At 73.3% G+C, this 15,649-nt stretch carries 12 protein-coding genes; 9 read left to right on the forward strand and 3 right to left on the reverse strand.

Annotation, left to right across the window (positions count from 1 at the left end):
• The first annotated feature begins 109 nt into the window (after window positions 1-109).
• A complete protein-coding gene (locus tag ACFWBY_RS16815; protein ID WP_385332303.1) occupies window positions 110-1,849 on the forward strand; it encodes an alpha/beta hydrolase in 1,740 nt (579 codons plus the stop codon).
• Window positions 1,850-1,954: 105 nt separating this feature from the next.
• On the opposite strand, the gene hemQ is transcribed toward ACFWBY_RS16815, so the two are convergent.
• Window positions 1,955-2,668, reverse strand: a complete 714-nt coding sequence (hemQ, locus tag ACFWBY_RS16820) for a hydrogen peroxide-dependent heme synthase (protein WP_112447295.1) — start codon at window positions 2,666-2,668, stop codon at window positions 1,955-1,957.
• A 4-nt stretch (window positions 2,669-2,672) separates the two neighbouring features.
• Window positions 2,673-4,166, reverse strand: coding sequence for a protoporphyrinogen oxidase (gene hemG, locus ACFWBY_RS16825; protein ID WP_385332306.1), 1,494 nt, complete (start codon window positions 4,164-4,166; stop codon window positions 2,673-2,675).
• A gap of 175 nt (window positions 4,167-4,341) precedes the next feature.
• Between hemG and ACFWBY_RS16830 the strand changes: the two genes are divergently transcribed.
• Both ACFWBY_RS16830 and ACFWBY_RS16835 read left to right on the forward strand, forming a co-directional pair.
• Window positions 4,342-5,403: a DUF4349 domain-containing protein gene (locus tag ACFWBY_RS16830; protein ID WP_385332309.1), complete on the forward strand. Its 1,062-nt coding sequence runs from the start codon at window positions 4,342-4,344 to the stop codon at window positions 5,401-5,403.
• A gap of 62 nt (window positions 5,404-5,465) precedes the next feature.
• On the forward strand, window positions 5,466-6,869 hold the full coding sequence (locus ACFWBY_RS16835; RefSeq protein ID WP_385332311.1) for an FAD-dependent oxidoreductase: 1,404 nt from the start codon (window positions 5,466-5,468) through the stop codon (window positions 6,867-6,869).
• Window positions 6,870-6,938: 69 nt separating this feature from the next.
• On the opposite strand, the gene hemE is transcribed toward ACFWBY_RS16835, so the two are convergent.
• Window positions 6,939-8,003 (reverse strand): uroporphyrinogen decarboxylase, encoded by a 1,065-nt coding sequence (hemE, locus tag ACFWBY_RS16840; protein ID WP_385332313.1) that lies wholly within the window; start codon window positions 8,001-8,003, stop codon window positions 6,939-6,941.
• 91 nt (window positions 8,004-8,094) lie between these two features.
• On the opposite strand from hemE, the gene ACFWBY_RS16845 reads away from it, so the two are divergent.
• From ACFWBY_RS16845 to ACFWBY_RS16870, 6 genes are all read left to right on the forward strand, one after another.
• Window positions 8,095-8,757 carry a DUF3000 domain-containing protein gene (locus ACFWBY_RS16845; RefSeq protein WP_385332315.1) on the forward strand — a complete coding sequence of 221 codons (663 nt, stop codon included), beginning with the start codon at window positions 8,095-8,097 and terminating at the stop codon, window positions 8,755-8,757.
• A 358-nt stretch (window positions 8,758-9,115) separates the two neighbouring features.
• The gene (locus ACFWBY_RS16850) at window positions 9,116-9,778 is read left to right on the forward strand and encodes a response regulator transcription factor (protein WP_069922445.1); all 663 of its coding nucleotides are present in this window, start codon (window positions 9,116-9,118) and stop codon (window positions 9,776-9,778) included.
• Window positions 9,779-9,911: 133 nt separating this feature from the next.
• On the forward strand, window positions 9,912-11,240 hold the full coding sequence (locus ACFWBY_RS16855) for an HRDC domain-containing protein (RefSeq protein WP_385332317.1): 1,329 nt from the start codon (window positions 9,912-9,914) through the stop codon (window positions 11,238-11,240).
• Between the two features lie 122 nt (window positions 11,241-11,362).
• The gene (locus tag ACFWBY_RS16860; RefSeq protein WP_385332320.1) at window positions 11,363-12,061 is read left to right on the forward strand and encodes a ferritin-like domain-containing protein; all 699 of its coding nucleotides are present in this window, start codon (window positions 11,363-11,365) and stop codon (window positions 12,059-12,061) included.
• 219 nt (window positions 12,062-12,280) lie between these two features.
• Window positions 12,281-13,507 (forward strand): thiolase family protein, encoded by a 1,227-nt coding sequence (locus ACFWBY_RS16865; RefSeq protein ID WP_385332322.1) that lies wholly within the window; start codon window positions 12,281-12,283, stop codon window positions 13,505-13,507.
• Window positions 13,504-15,633, forward strand: coding sequence for a 3-hydroxyacyl-CoA dehydrogenase NAD-binding domain-containing protein (locus ACFWBY_RS16870; protein WP_385332324.1), 2,130 nt, complete (start codon window positions 13,504-13,506; stop codon window positions 15,631-15,633). The genes ACFWBY_RS16865 and ACFWBY_RS16870 overlap by 4 nt, the downstream gene beginning before the upstream one ends.
• The last annotated feature ends 16 nt before the right edge of the window (window positions 15,634-15,649 follow it).

Genomic DNA, 15,649 nt, shown 5'->3' on the forward strand with positions numbered 1-15,649 from the left:
GGCTGATCCCCCGGCAGCGGGGGCATTGACGGCGACACCGGCCGGCGGTCCTGTACAGGAGGCCCCTCGCCGGATCTCATCGGACCATCCGATGAGATGAGGGTCCGTCATGCACAGGACGATCCCCGCGCGCCGCGCCACACTGGTCCTCGCGCTGACCGGCTCCCTGGCGTTACTGCCCGCCCCGCCGGCCGCCCAGGCCCTGCCCGGCGCCCAAGCCCCGCCCGCCGTACGGGCCCTGCCCACCGCCCCCGCGGCCGTCGGCACCGCGATCGCCGAGGCCGCCGGAGCCGAGCTCGCCGCCCGGCGCGCGGCGGCCGCCGCCACGGCGGTCCCGGGCAGCCGGATCGCGGGCTACGGGCTGGACTTCGGACCCTGTGCGGCCGTCGAGGGGCTCGATCCGGACGCGCGGTGTGCCACGCTCCGGGTTCCGCTCGACTACGCGCGGCCCCACGGGACGCAGGTCGGGATCACCGTCAGCCGGGTCGCCGCCTCCGGAGCGGGCGGGGCCGCGCGCCAGGGGGCGCTCGTGTACAACCCCGGCGGGCCCGGCGGGAACGGGATGTTCTTCCCGCTCGTGGCCGGCCTGCCGGAGTGGCGGCGCGTCGCCGCCGCCTACGACCTCGTCGGCTACGCCCCGCGCGGAGTCGGCCGCTCGGGGCCCCCGCTGTCCTGTGAGGACCCGGCGCGGTACGCCGGCGCCCCCTCGCAGGCCCCGCCCGTGGAGCCGGACGCCGCGTACAAGCAACGGCGCGTCGCCGAGGCCCGGGACTACGCCCGTGGCTGCGGGCGGCGGTCCGGCGCCGCTCTCGCCTCCTACACGACCCTGAACAACGTCCGGGACCTCCACGTGCTGCGCGCCGCGCTCGGCGAGCCGAAGCTGAGCTTCATGGGGGCCTCGTACGGCACATACCTGGGCGCCGTCTACGCCACGCTCTACCCGGGCCGCGTCCGCCGGATGGTCTTCGACTCGGCCGTCGACCCCGATCCGCGGCACGTCTGGTACCGCGACAACCTCGCCCAGGCGGCCGGTTTCGAACGCCGCTGGGCCGACTTCCGGGCCTGGGTGGCCCGCCACCACTCCGTCTACGGGCTCGGCAACACTCCCGGCGCCGTCCGGGCGGCCTACGAGAGGGTCCGCGCCGCACTCGCCCGCGAACCGGCGGGCGGGGTGGTCGGCACCGGGCAGTTGCACTCCGCGTACCTGCGGGCCGCGTACTACGACGAGGTCTGGCCGGGCCGCGCGGCCGCCCTGGCTGCCTTCCTTCGCGGCGATCCGGGTCCGCTCGTCGAGATCGCCGCCCCGGATCCGACGACGGCCGCCGAGGGCGAGAACGCGGCGGCCGTCTACACGGCGACGCTGTGCAACGACGCCCCGTGGCCCGGCGACTGGGAGACCTGGGACCGCGACAACGGCGAACTGGCCCGCACGGCCCCCTTCGAGACCTGGGCCAACGCCTTCCTGAACCTGCCCTGCGCCTTCTGGCCGGTGCACGAGCGGCAGCGCCCGGTGGACGTGGGTTCCGGGGTGGCCGGCGCGCTCCCCGGCACGCTGATCGTCGCGGCCGAGCGGGACGGCGCGACCCCGTATCCGGGCGCCCTGGAGCTCCAGCGGCGGCTGGGGCCGCGGGCGGGGCTGGTGACCGAGGAAGGGGCCGGCAACCACGGGGTGGCCGGCGGACGCAATGACTGCGTCGACGCCCACGTGGAGCGGTACTTGCTGACGGGTGAGACCCCCGGCCGGCATGTCGTCTGTGCGCCGCATCCGGAGCCCGCACCGGTGTCGCTGGACGACCGGGCAGCGACGGCCCCGGGGCACCCCAGGGCACTGCTGCCGCCAGTCGTCTGAACTTCCGGGCGGGATCTCCGGCTGCGTCGATTCGGGGGCAGGGCCTCCCGATCCACCGGAGGCCGCGGGTCAGCGGTCCTCCGGTCCTTCCCCCCAGGGGAGGTCTCAGGCGAGCCCGGCCACCAGATCGGCGACGGACTTGCGGCGCCCGGTGTAGAAGGGCACCTCTTCGCGGACGTGCATGCGGGCCTCGGAAGCGCGCAGGTGGCGCATGAGGTCGACGATGCGGTACAGCTCGTCGGCCTCGAAGGCCAGCAGCCACTCGTAGTCGCCGAGCGAGAAGGAGGCGACGGTGTTGGCGCGCACGTCGGGGTAGCCGCGGGCCATCATGCCGTGGTCCTTGAGCATGCGCCGACGGTCCTCGTCGGGCAGCAGGTACCAGTCGTAACTGCGCACGAAGGGGTAGACGCTGACGTAGTCGCGCGGAGTCTCGTCGGCCAGGAAGGCCGGGATGTGCGACTTGTTGAACTCGGCCGGACGGTGCAGGGCCATGTTCGACCAGACCGGCTCCAGGGCGCGGCCCAGCTTGGTGCGGCGGAACAGGTTGTAGGCGCTCTGCAGCTCGTCGGAGGTCTCCGCGTGCCACCAGATCATGATGTCCGCGTCGGCGCGCAGGCCGGAGACGTCATAGGTGCCTCGGACGGTGATGTCCTTGGCGGCCAGCTGGTCGAACAGTTCCTGGACCTCGTCGGCGAAGCCGGCGCGGTTCTCGGGCAGGACGTCCTTCAGCTTGAAGACGGACCACAGGGTGTAGCGGATGACCTCGTTGAGGTCCTTCGCCTTCTTCCCCGCGTTGGGAATCTTCTCTGGTGCAGTCATGTGTCTATTGTCCCGTGCGCTGATCAGTGGTCGGTGCCAGGGGTGCCCCACGGGTGCCCAACGTGGCGATCACCACGTCCGCCGCCTCGCGGGCGCTCGCGATGCAGGCCGGGATCCCGACCCCGTCGTACAGCGCGCCGCACACCGCGAGTCCCGGGAGGGCCGCCACGGCGGCACGGATGCGCGCCACCCGGCCGAGGTGGCCGACGGGGTACTGGGGCAGGCCGCCGTCCCAGCGCGTGACGGTGGAGGCGACCGGGCGGGCGGCCGCGGCGAGGCCCACGGCCTCGCCGAGGTCGGCGCGGGAGACGTCGACGAGCTCCTCGTCGGAGCGGCCGAGGTCGACCTCGTCGCCGTGCCGGCCGACGGACGTGCGCAGCAGGAACAGCTCCGGATCCGCCCCGGCCCAGGCCCACTTGTTGCTGGAGAAGGTCGACGCCTTGATCGTGCGGCCGTCCACGGGCGGTACGAGGAAGCCGCTCGCGCCGCCCTCGGTGATCGGGGCCGGCAGGTCGCAGCGCCGGAAGGCCATCGTGACCAGGGCCATGGAGGCGTACTCGACGCCGCGCAGTTCGGCGGCCGCCGCGGGCGCGGACCCGTCCAGCAGGCGGGCGGCGGGCCCGGCCGGGGTGGCCAGGACCACACCGTCGGCGTCGATGGCCTCCGGGCCGTCGGGGGTTGCGGCGACCACGCGCCAGCCGGTGGCCGTACGGGTCAGCTCGCGCGCCGGGGTGTCGGTGAGGAGGCGGGCTCCGGCTGCCCGGCAGGCCTCGGCGACGGCGAGCGGGAGCCGCCCGATGCCGCCGTCGATGCCGGTGAAGACGGGGCCGGCCTGCGCGGTCGCGGCAGCCCGGCGCTGCAGTTCGCGTACGCCCTCGCCCAGCGAGGCGTGCGTGCGGGCGGCTTCGAAGAGCTGGGGGACGGCGGCCCGCATCGAGATGCGGTAGGCGTTGCCGGCGTAGACCCCGCCGAGCAGGGGTTCCACGAGCCGGTCGACGACCTCGTGGCCGAGGCGGGCCGCGACGTACTCGCCGACGGCCACGTCCTCGCCGATCTCGGCGGGCGCCAGCGCGGTTTCGGCACCGATCCGGGCCAGGCCCTCGGCGGAGAGCACTCCGGAGGCGGCGAGCGGGGCCAGGTCACCGGGGACGCCCATGACGTGGCCGCGCGGCATGGGCCGCAGCTCGCCGCGGGTCCACAGGTGGGCGGTCGCGGTGGCGGGCGGCTGCAGGGCGTCGCCGAGGCCAACGGCACGGGCCAGTTCGAGGGCTTCGGGACGTCGGGCGAGCACGGATTCGGCGCCGAGGTCCACGCGCAGCCCGGCCAGCTCGCCCGCGAACAGCTTGCCGCCGAGGCGCGGTCCGGCCTCCAGGAGGGTGACGCGGACGCCGTCGCGGAGCAGCCGGTGGGCCGCGGCGAGTCCGGCGATACCGCCGCCGATGACGACGACGTGACCGGCGGGGGCCGACCCGTCCGTACGCATGTCCGCTTCGTGCATGGACACATCGTCTCAGACCGCTCACCGGGCGATCACCGAGGCCTGACCGTGACCGCTTCGGGATCACCTCGGGACCGCGCGTACGAAACCCGCGGCGGGAGCCCGTACGTCACAACGTCGACACCAGCGCGGCGGTCGGTCCGCGCATCCGGCGATTCCTCGGGGGTACCTGGCGATGCACACCCAGCACAGAAGGTCGGGCCGGTTCGGACGGCGTACCGCGACGGCCCTGGCAGCGATCTCCCTGACGGGGGCGCTCGCGCTCACCGGCTGCGCCGGCGGTGGCGGCGACAAGGCGGCGGACACGGCGGCGGAGGGGGCGGCTCCCCGGCAGCAGGAGGCCGCCGGGAAGGGCGCGGCGGCGGCTCCGGCCGCGTCGGGCGCACCCGCGCCGCCCTCGGACAAGAACCAGCCGCAGGCCCCCGTGCGCACGCAGGTCATCCGCACGGCGACGCTGGGCGTGGAGACGGAGGACGCCCAGAAGGCGACGGCCGGGGCCCGGACGGCGGCGGAGAAGGCGGGCGGCTACGTCGGCAACGAGACGACCAAGCGCGGCTCCGACGGGGCGATGACCTCGACGGTGACCCTGCGGGTGCCGGGCGAGCGCTTCGACGCGGTGCTGGCCGCGATGGAGGGCAGCGGGAAACTGCTCGACCGCAAGGTCGAGGCGCAGGACGTGACGCAGAAGGTCGCGGACGTCGACAGCCGGGTCACGTCGCAGCAGGCGAGCGTGGCGCGGGTGCGCGAGATGATGGAGAAGGCCTCGGGTCTGGGCGACGTGGTCATGCTGGAGGGCGAGCTCAGCAAGCGCCAGTCCGATCTGGAGTCGCTGCTCGCGCAGCAGACGGCGCTGAAGGACCAGACCTCGCTCGGCACGATCACGCTGACGTTCTCCGAGCCGGCGAAGCCGGCGCGGGAGCCGGAGGAGAAGGCGGAGCCCGGCTTCCTCGACGCCCTGGCCGGCGGCTGGAACGTCTTCGCCTCGCTGGTGCGGTTCCTGCTGATGGCGATCGCCGCGGCCTCCCCCTTCCTGTTGACGGGCGCGGCGCTGCTGCTCGGCTACCGGCGGTACCGCACGTGGCGGCCGGCGAAGCCGAAGACGGGCCTGCCGTCGCAGCGGGCCGCGGCGCGGACCGGGCCGGTGCGCGGGACGCCCCCGGCAGGCCCTGCGGCGAAGCCGACGGATGCCGCGGACGCGGCGGATCCGGCGAGCCCCCGGGCTGACGTGCGGGACTGACCACCCGTCCGCACGTAGCGTGGGCCCGCAGGCATCGGCGGCGGGGAAGGACGGTACGGGCGATGGGGAGTTCCAGGGAACGGCTGGTGGTGGTCGGCGGTGACGCGGCGGGCATGTCCGCCGCGTCACAGGCCCGCCGGCTCAAGGGGCCGGCGGAGCTGGCGGTCACCGCCTTCGAGCGCGGGCACTTCACCTCCTATTCCGCGTGCGGGATCCCGTACTGGATCGGCGGCCTGGTCGGCGGCCCGGACGAGCTGATCGCCCGGACGCCCGACGAGCACCGTGCCCGGGACATCGACCTGCGGATGCGGACGGAGGTCGTGGAGCTGGACCTCCAGGGGCAGCGGGTGCGCGCCCGGGACCTCGAATCGGGCGCCGAGTCCTGGACGGGCTACGACAAGCTCGTCCTGGCCACCGGCGCCCGCCCGGTCCGCCCGAGGCTGCCCGGTATAGGGGCTCACGGGGTGCACGGCGTGCAGACCCTGGACGACGGGCAGCGCCTGGTGGCCGCCTTGGACCGCGAGGAGGGTCCGGAGCGGACGCGCAGCCGCCGGGCGGTCGTGGTCGGCGCGGGCTACATCGGCGTGGAGATGGCGGAGGCACTGGTCAACCGGGGCTTCGAGGTCACCGTGCTGCACCGGGGCGAGCAGCCCATGTCCACGCTGGACCCGGACATGGGCGCCCTGGTGCACCGTGCGATGAACGGCATGGGGATCCGTACGGTGGCCGGCGCCGAGGTGACGGAGATCCTGCACGACGAGGAGGGCCGGGTGTACGCGGTCGCGGCGGCGTCGGGTGACCGGTACCCCGCGGACGTCGTCGTCCTCGGCATCGGCGTCGAGCCGCGCACGGCGCTGGCGCGCGCGGCGGGACTGCCGCTGGGCGGGTCGGGCGGCCTGCTGACGGATCTGTCGATGCGGGTGCGCGGGCACGAGAACGTGTGGGCGGGCGGCGACTGCGTGGAGGTCTGGGACCTCGTGGCGGGCCGCATGCGGCACATCCCGCTGGGTACGCACGCCAACAAGCACGGCCAGGTCATCGGCTCGGGCGTGGGAGGCGGCTACGCGACGTTCCCGGGCGTGGTGGGTACGGCCGTGAGCAAGGTCTGCGACCTGGAGATCGCGCGTACGGGGCTGCGGGAGCGGGACGCGCTGGAGGCGGGGCTGCGGTTCGTGACGGCCACGATCACCTCGACCAACACGGCGGGGTACTACCCGGGGGCGGCCGAGATGACGGTGAAGATGCTGGCGGAGCGGCGGACGGGGCGGCTGCTGGGCGTCCAGATCGTCGGGGGCGCGGGTTCCGCGAAGCGGGTGGACGTGGCGGCGGTGGCTCTGACGGCCGGTATGACGGTGGACCAGGTGGTGTCCCTGGACCTGGGCTACGCGCCGCCGTTCTCCCCCGTGTGGGACCCGATCCTGGTGGCGGCCCGCAAGGCCGTCTCCGCGGTGCGGGGGGCCGGATAGGGAGCGCCCGCCGGGCCGCGCCCGGACCCGGCGGCCCGGGCGGCCGGGTCCGGGCCGCCCGGGGGGTGTCTAGACGGCCGTCCGCGTGTGGACGTAGTCGACCAGGCGGGTCAGGGCGTCCGGGTCCGTCGTCGGGAGGACGCCGTGGCCCAGGTTGAAGATGTGGCCCTCCAGGCCGGCCGCCGCGGTGAGGACCTCGTCGGTCTTCGTCCGTACGGCCTCCTCCGTGGAGAAGAGCACGGCCGGGTCCAGGTTGCCCTGGAGCGCCTTGCCGGGGCCGACCCGCTTGACGGCCTCGCTGAGCGGGACCCGGTAGTCGACGCCCATGACGTCCGCGCCGGCCTCGCCCATGAGGCCGAGGAGCTCGCCCGTGCCCACGCCGAAGTGGATGCGCGGGACCCCGTACGAGGCGACGGACTCCAGGACCTTCGCCGAAGCGGGCATCACCGACCGGCGGTAGTCCGCCGGGGCGAGGGCGCCGACCCAGGAGTCGAAGAGCTGGACGGCGGAGACGCCCGCCTCGATCTGGACCTTGAGGAAGGCCGAGGTGATCTCGGCGAGGCGGTCCAGCAGGTCGGCCCACAGCTCCGGGTCCCCGTACATGAGGGCCTTGGTGTGCTCGTGGTTCTTGGACGGGCCGCCCTCGACGAGGTAGCTCGCGAGGGTGAAGGGCGCGCCGGCGAAACCGATCAACGGCGTGGAGCCCAGTTCACCCGTGAGCATGCCGATCGCCTCGGTGACGTACGAGACGTCCTCAGGGGTGAGGTCGCGCAACTGTGCGAGGTCCTCGCGGCGGCGGATCGGCTGGGCGACGACCGGGCCGATGCCCGGTTTGATGTCCAGGTCGATGCCGATGGCCTTCAGCGGGACCACGATGTCGGAGAAGAAGATCGCCGCGTCCACGTTGTGGCGGCGGACCGGCTGCAGCGTGATCTCCGTGACCAGGTCGGGCCGCATGCAGGATTCCAGCATCTGCGTGCCCTCGCGCAGCTTGCGGTACTCGGGGAGGGAGCGACCCGCCTGGCGCATGAACCACACCGGGGTGTGCGGCACCGGCTCCCGCCGGCACGCCTTGAGGAAGGCGGAATCGTACGTCTGGCTCGGCGTGCCCGTGGGGCGGGTGTTGGCGCTCACGACTCAAATCTTCGCACGTATGAAGAAGTGCCCGGCCCGGCGCGGGTGTCCCTGCGCCGTACGGCCGCTCGTTCCGCCTAGTCTTCCCCGCATGGCTGCGGCTCAGGGACGATTTTCAGATGGCGCTGACGGTGTGGACAGCGCGAAGGAGAGCTCCGTCCCGCTCCCGTTCCGGCGGGCGGTCGACGGCTTGAAGAAGGCGAGGCTGCGGCAGGGGATCGAGATCGACCCCACCAAGCCGCCGCAGAGACTGGCCCCGCACGCCTACGCGCTGGAGGCGGCGGTCGTGGACGGGGACGAGGACCTGGCCGACGGCCGGCTCATCCTCCTGCACGACCCGGCCGGCCACGACGCCTGGCAGGGCACCTTCCGGCTGGTGACGCTCGTACGGGCGGAACTGGAGCAGGAGATGGCGGTGGACCCGCTGCTCCCGGAGGTGTGCTGGTCCTGGCTGACGGGGGCGCTCGACGCCCGCGGGCTGACGTACGGGGAGCCGAGCGGGACCGTGACCATGGCCGCCTCGCACTACTTCGGCGGGCTGGGCGAGCGCCGGCCGGCGACCCAGATCGAGATCAGGGCCTCGTGGACGCCGCGCGAGGGGGTGGGCGGGGTGCCTGACACCTCCGCACACCTGGCGGCGTGGTGCGAACTGCTGTGCCAGATCGCGGGACTGCCTCCGGTCGGGCCGACGGAGACGGCGACGGGTGTGGTGTCGCTGCCCCAGCGGCGGGGCCCGCACCATCCGCAGGGATAGCACGCCGGAGGCCGCCGCGCGGCCTCCCACCAGCCCTGTCCGGCCGTGAACGCGCGGGGCGGGGACCTTCGGGCCGAGGCCCGGAGAGGGGCCGCGGAGCGGCCGGACGGAACTGACGGCACCCCTGATCAGGCGCTGAAACCCCGAGCGGGGTGTCGGAACGGGGCGTCCCTTGCGGGCTTCTGATCACCCTATGATCGATCGTGCGTCCGAATTGCCCGAATTGTTACTCACCAAATCGTGATCATTCCCTAAAGCCGGGCGGGTGACGTGCCGAAGGAGTCAGTGACCATCCGCACGGTTCGCACCGGCTTCCTTCCCCGAGCCGGCCGTCCCGCCACTCCCCCAGGAGGCCTAGGTGTCCGTTCTTCTCGAGCAGCCCGCAAGCCTGGTCGCCTACCGCCCGAACAAGCCGACGGCCATGGTCGTCGTGGCCGACCCGCGCGTGCGTTCCACCGTGACCCGCCATTTGTGGGCCCTCGGAGTACGTGACGTGATCGAGGCGTCGTCCATCGCGGAGGCCCGCCCCCGCGTCGGCAGCCCGCGCGACATCTGCGTGGCCGACGTACACCTGCCCGACGGTTCCGGTCTCACCCTGCTCTCCGAGACCCGCGCCGCCGGTTGGCCGAACGGCCTGGCCCTGTCCGCCGCCGACGACATCGGCGCCGTGCGCAACGCCCTCGCGGGCGGAGTGAAGGGCTACGTCGTCACCGGCACCCGGACCAACATCGGGCTCCCGTCCCGGCCCGGCGCCGCCCCCATCGGCGCCGCCGCGGCCCGTATGCACCGCCGCCCCCCGGGTGCCCCGAGCCACCCGGGCGGCTACCGAGAGCTCTCCGGCCGCGAGGTAGAGGTCCTGCGCCTCGTCGCGGAGGGCCAGTCCAACAAGGCCATCGGAGTCTCGATGGGCCTGTCCGCCCTGACCGTCAAGTCCCACCTCGCACGGATCGCCCGCAAGCTGGGCACCGGCGACCGGGCCGGGATGGTCGCCGTCGCCCTGCGCACCGGGATCATCCACTGAACCCGCCGATACCACCCGCAATACCCCGGGCCAGCAACCGGGGAATCCGGGGAAAGGCACGACCTTCCCCTTCGCGCCCGTCGCCGGATCGTTCCGGCGACGGGCGCGTTGCATCCACGGATACCCTTGAGCGGTGACCGACGCCCAAGAAACCGCAGCAGGCCTGCGCACCACCACCGGGGGCGGCCCCCCGGACGACGAGGTTTCGTCCGAAGGGCTGCCCGTCCCCTTGCTGGAACCGCGCGAGGGCATCCCCCCGGTGGTCGCCGACGCCGAAGCTCTCGCCGAGGTGGTCGCGGCCTTCGCCGCGGGCACCGGCCCCGTCGCCGTGGACGCCGAACGCGCCTCCGGCTACCGCTACGGGCAGCGCGCGTACCTCGTACAGCTGCGCCGCGAGGGCGCGGGCTCCGCGCTCATCGACCCGGTGGGCTGCCCCGACCTCTCCTCCCTGGGCGAGGCCCTGTCCGGCACCGAGTGGATCCTGCACGCCGCCACCCAGGACCTTCCGTGCCTGCGCGAAATAGGCATGACCCCCACCTCCCTCTTCGACACCGAGCTCGCCGGACGCCTCGCCGGCTTCCCCCGGGTCGGACTCGGCGCGATGGTCGAGGGCGTCCTCGGCTACGTGCTGGAGAAGGGCCACTCCGCCGTCGACTGGTCCACCCGGCCGCTCCCCGAGCCGTGGCTGCGCTACGCCGCGCTCGACGTGGAGCTGCTCGTGGACCTGCGCGACGCGCTGGAGAAGGAGCTGGACCGGCAGGGCAAGCTGGAATGGGCCCGCCAGGAGTTCGACGCCATCGCCGCCGCCCCGCCGGCGCCGCCACGCAAGGACCCGTGGCGCCGTACGTCCGGCATGCACAAGGTGCGCCGGCGCCGGCAGATGGCCGTCGTACGGGAGCTGTGGGAGTCGCGCGACCGGATCGCTCAGCGGCGTGACGTGTCGCCGGGCAAGGTCCTGGGTGACGCGGCGATCGTCGAGGCCGCGCTCGCCATGCCGCTGAACGCCCAGGCCCTCTCCGCCCTGCCGGGCTACGGGCAGCGCATGGGCCGCCGCCAGCTGGACCAGTGGATGGCCGCCGTGGACCGGGCGAGGGGCCTGCCCGAGCACGAGCTGCCGCTGCCGGGCGCGACCCCGGCGGGTCCCCCGCCGCCGCGCTCCTGGGCGGACAAGGACCCGGAGGCCGCCGCGCGTCTGGCGGCGGCCCGGACGGCCGTCTCGGCGCTGGCGGAGGGGCTGAACCTGCCCCAGGAGAACCTGATCGCCCCCGACACCGTCCGCCGGCTGTGCTGGGAGCCGCCGCAGCGGCTGGAGGCCGACGCGGTGGCCGAGGCGCTGGCCGGCTACGGGGCCCGCCCGTGGCAGATCGAACAGGTGTCGGCGGCGCTGGTCGCGGCGCTGGCCACGACCCCGCCCCCGCCCGAGGCCGAGGCCGAGGCCGAGCCCGGGGCCACGACCGACTGACGCGCCGCGCGTTTCGCGGTGGAGCCCTCCGGACCTTACGGCCGGGGGGCTCTGCCGTGCCCCGGTTCCGCTACAGCCCCACACCTCTTTTGAACACGCTCAAAGAGCAGTACGTTTTGAACGTGATCAAACATGGGTGGGGTTACGAGGCGTGGGTGGCCGACTTCGAGGCCGAGCGCGAGCGACGGGCGGAGCGGGGCGATCCGGACTGGAGCGGGGGCGCCACGCTCCCTCCGGAGCTGGTCCGAAGCCTGCAGCGGTTCCAGTTGGGAGAGGGCGGGGACGGTGCCGAGCTGGTCGGCAAGGCCGACCGGGCGGGCGATCCGGTCTACGCGCGGGCCGTACGGCTCTTCGTGGCGGAGGAGCAGAACCACGCGCGGATGATGGCGCTGCTGCTGCACGCCGAGGGCGGGGGGACCCTGTCCGCCCACTGGAGCGATACCGCCTTCGTCGGACTGCGCAGACTGCTGGGGCTGCGGGTGGAACTGCTGGTGCTGATGGTCGCGGAGGCGGTGGCCCTGCGGTACTACCGGGCGGTGCGGGACGGTGCCGCCGATCCACTGGCCTCGGAAGTCGCGCGCCGGATCCTCGCCGACGAGGAGCGCCACGTCCCCTTCCACTGCCTGCGCCTGCGCGAGGCGCTGGCGCCCCTGCCCGCCCCCGTCCGCCGGGCGGCGGCCCTGGCCTGGCGGGCCCTGCTCGCCGGCGCGGCCGCGATGGTCGCCGTGGACCACGGCCCGGCCCTGCGCACCCTGGGCGTCCGCCGCCGGCCTTCGTGGCGGACACGGTCCGCGCCTCGTCCCCCATGGCGGCCGCCATGAGCGCCGACGCCCGGGCCGTACCCGTACCCGCCCCGGCGCCGTTTCCCGCAGGCGCCCGGACCCGTCGGCACGGGGGCGGCGGAGTGTGACCTTCGCCGCTCCTCCCAGGGGGGCTGTGCATGCCGGTTACCGGCAAGTAGCATGGAGAGGTGAGCGGGCGCTCAGCAATGGGCACGCCCCCGCGCAGCAGTGCACACCCGCACCTGGAGGAGAGCCAACGTGCCTCGTACCGTCAGGGACGTCGTCTTCGTCGACGGCGTCCGCACCCCGTTCGGCAAGGCGGGCCCGAAGGGCATCTACAACGAGACCCGCGCCGACGATCTCGTCGTCAAGGCGATCCGGGAGCTGCTGCGCCGCAACCCGGACCTGGACCCCGCGAAGATCGACGAGGTGGCCATCGCCGCCACCACGCAGATCGGTGACCAGGGTCTGACCCTCGGCCGCACCGCCGGAATCCTCGCCGGGCTCCCGCAGTCCGTCCCCGGGTACTCCATCGACCGCATGTGCGCCGGCGCGCTCACCGCCGTGACCGCCGTCGCGGGCGGAGTGGCCTTCGGTGCGTACGACGTCGCCCTCGCCGGCGGTGTCGAGCACATGGGCCGCCACCCCATGGGCGAGGGCGTCGACCCGAACCCGCGCTTCGTCTCCGAGAAGCTGGTCGACGAGTCCGCCCTGTTCATGGGCATGACCGCCGAGAACCTGCACGACCGGTACCCGACGATCACCAAGCTCCGCGCCGACGAGTACGCCGTGCGCTCGCAGGAGAAGGCCGCCAAGGCGTACGCCGACGGCAAGATCCAGCAGGACCTGGTCCCGATCTCGGTGCGCAACAACAACGAGGCGGCGGGCGAGACGGGCTGGGGCCTGGTCACCACCGACGAGCCGATGCGTCCGGGGACCACCCTGGAGAACCTGGCGAACCTCAAGACCCCCTTCCGTACCCACGGCAAGGTCACCGCGGGCAACGCCGCCGGTCTCAACGACGGTGCCACCGCCGCGATCATCGCGTCCGAGGACTTCGCCCGCGAGAACAACCTCCCGGTCAAGATGCGCCTCGTCTCGTACTCCTTCGCGGGTGTCGAGCCGGAGGTCATGGGCTACGGCCCGATCCCGGCCACCGAGAAGGCCCTCGCGCAGGCCGGTCTGACGATCGACGACATCGGCCTCTTCGAGGTCAACGAGGCGTTCGCGGTCCAGGTCCTCGCGTTCCTGGAGCACTACGGCATCGCCGACGACGACGCCCGCGTCAACCAGTACGGCGGGGCCATCGCCTTCGGCCACCCGCTCGCCTCCTCCGGCGTCCGCCTGATGACTCAGCTGGCCCGCCAGTTCGAGGAGCAGCCGGAGGTCCGCTACGGCCTGACCACCATGTGCGTCGGCTTCGGCATGGGCGCCACGGTCGTCTGGGAGAACCCGAACTTCACCGCCGAGGGAGACAGCAAGTGAGCACCACCACTGAACTCCTGAAGGGCGCGGCCGAGCTGTTCCCGGACGAGGTCGTCACGCGCGCGCTCGTCCGCCACCTGGACCTGCCCTTCGGCGCCGGGCGCTTCGCGCTCGTCACGCTGGACAACGGCCTGGACCACACCAAGCCGACCACCTTCGGCCCGCAGTCCCTCGCCAACCTGAACGCGGCGATCGACCAGGTCGAGCAGGAGGCCCTCGCGGGCTCCATCGTCGGTGCGGGCCTGACCGGCAAGCCGTTCATCTTCGCGGTCGGCGCCGACCTCAAGGGCGTCGAGCTGCTGAAGAAGCACGACGAGGCGCTCGCCATCGGCAAGGGCGGCCACGACGTCTTCAAGCGCCTCGCCGCGCTGGCCGTCCCCACCTTCGCCTACTACAACGGCGCCGCGATGGGCGGCGGTGTCGAGGTCGGTCTGCACTGCACCTACCGCACCGTCTCCAAGGCCATCCCGGCCTTCTCCCTGCCCGAGGTCTTCCTCGGCCTGGTTCCCGGCTGGGGCGGCTGCGCCCTGCTGCCGAACCTCATCGGCGCGGACCGCGCGGTCTCGGTGATCATCGAGAACTCGCTGAACCAGAACCGGCAGCTCAAGGGCAAGCAGGTCTTCGAGCTCGGCATCGCGGACGCGCTGTTCGAGGGTGCGGACTTCCTGGAGCAGTCGCTCCTGTGGACGGCCCGCGTGCTCAAGGGCGAGACCGAGGTCGTACGCGCCGAGGTCGACCGCGGCGAGGCCTGGGACGCGGCGGTCGCCCGCGGCCGCTTCATCGCCGACTCCAAGGTGCACGGTGCGGCCCCGGCCGCCTACCGCGCGCTGGAGATCATCGAGGCGGCCAAGGACGGCGACCTGCAGAAGGGCTTCGACGCCGAGGACACGGCCCTGGCCGACCTCATCATGGGCGGCGAACTGCGCTCCGGCATCTACGCCTTCAACCTGGTCCAGAAGCGTGCCAAGCGCCCGGCCGGCGCTCCGGACAAGTCCCTGGCGCGCCCGGTCACCAAGGTCGGCGTCGTCGGCGCGGGCCTGATGGCCTCGCAGCTGGCGCTGCTGTTCCTGCGCCGCCTGGAGGTGCCGGTGGTCCTCACCGACATCGACCAGGAGCGCGTGGACAAGGGTGTGGGCTACGTCCACGCCGAGATCCAGAAGCTGCTCGGCAAGGGCCGCATCAACCAGGACAAGGCCAACCGCCTGACCGCCCTGGTGACGGGCGTCCTGGACAAGGCCGAGGGCTTCGCGGACGCGGACTTCATCATCGAGGCCGTGTTCGAGGAGATGTCCGTCAAGCAGAAGGTGTTCGCGGAGGTCGAGGCGGTCGCCCCGGCGCACGCGATCCTCGCCACCAACACCTCCTCGCTGTCGGTCTCCGAGATGGCCTCGAAGCTCCAGCACCCCGAGCGCGTGGTCGGCTTCCACTTCTTCAACCCGGTCGCGATCCTCCCGCTGCTGGAGATCGTCCGCGGTGAGCAGACCGACGACGCCTCGCTGGCCACGGCCTTCGGTGTCGCACGGAAGCTGAAGAAGACCGCGGTCCTCACCAAGGACGCCCCGGCGTTCGTCGTGAACCGCATCCTGACCCGCTTCATGGGCGAGATCCAGAACGTCATCGACGAGGGCACCCCGGTGGTCACCGCCGAGAAGGCCATCGAGCCGCTCGGCCTGCCGATGTCCCCGCTGGTGCTCCTCGAGCTCGTCGGCCCGGCGATCGGCCTGCACGTCTCCGAGACCCTGAACCGCGCCTTCCCGGAGCGCTTCACCGTCTCGCCGAACCTGGCTGCCGTCGTCAAGGCCGGCAAGCGCGGCTTCTACGTCTACGACTCCGGCAAGCCGGAGCTGGACCCCGAGGTCGCCGCCCTCCTCGTCCAGGGCGACGCCGTCCTGACCGAGGAGCAGGTCCGCGACCGCGTCCTGGACGCGGTGGCGCAGGAGATCGGCCTGATGCTGGAGGAGGGTGTCGTGGCCGAGGCCCAGGACATCGACCTCTGCCTCATCACGGGCGCCGGCTGGCCCTTCCACCTGGGCGGCATCACGCCGTACCTGGACCGCGAGGGCGTCTCCGAGCGGGTCAACGGCAAGAAGTTCCTGGCCCCGGGCCTGGCGAGCGTTCCCGTCTGATCCTTCGGCGCCCGAT

It is taken from the genome of Streptomyces sp. NPDC060049, assembly GCF_042736715.1.
Taxonomy (GTDB): Bacteria; Actinomycetota; Actinomycetes; order Streptomycetales; family Streptomycetaceae; genus Streptomyces.

What these genes read in the sequence shown, in the direction of transcription:
- hemQ (WP_112447295.1), bottom strand. Translation starts at nt 2,668, where the DNA reads ATGACTGCACCAGAGAAGATTCCCAACGCGGGGAAGAAGGCGAAGGAC.
- ACFWBY_RS16815 (WP_385332303.1), top strand. Translation starts at nt 110, where the DNA reads ATGCACAGGACGATCCCCGCGCGCCGCGCCACACTGGTCCTCGCGCTG.
- ACFWBY_RS16835 (WP_385332311.1), top strand. Translation starts at nt 5,466, where the DNA reads ATGGGGAGTTCCAGGGAACGGCTGGTGGTGGTCGGCGGTGACGCGGCG.
- ACFWBY_RS16845 (WP_385332315.1), top strand. Translation starts at nt 8,095, where the DNA reads ATGGCTGCGGCTCAGGGACGATTTTCAGATGGCGCTGACGGTGTGGAC.
- hemG (WP_385332306.1), bottom strand. Translation starts at nt 4,166, where the DNA reads ATGCACGAAGCGGACATGCGTACGGACGGGTCGGCCCCCGCCGGTCAC.
- ACFWBY_RS16830 (WP_385332309.1), top strand. Translation starts at nt 4,342, where the DNA reads ATGCACACCCAGCACAGAAGGTCGGGCCGGTTCGGACGGCGTACCGCG.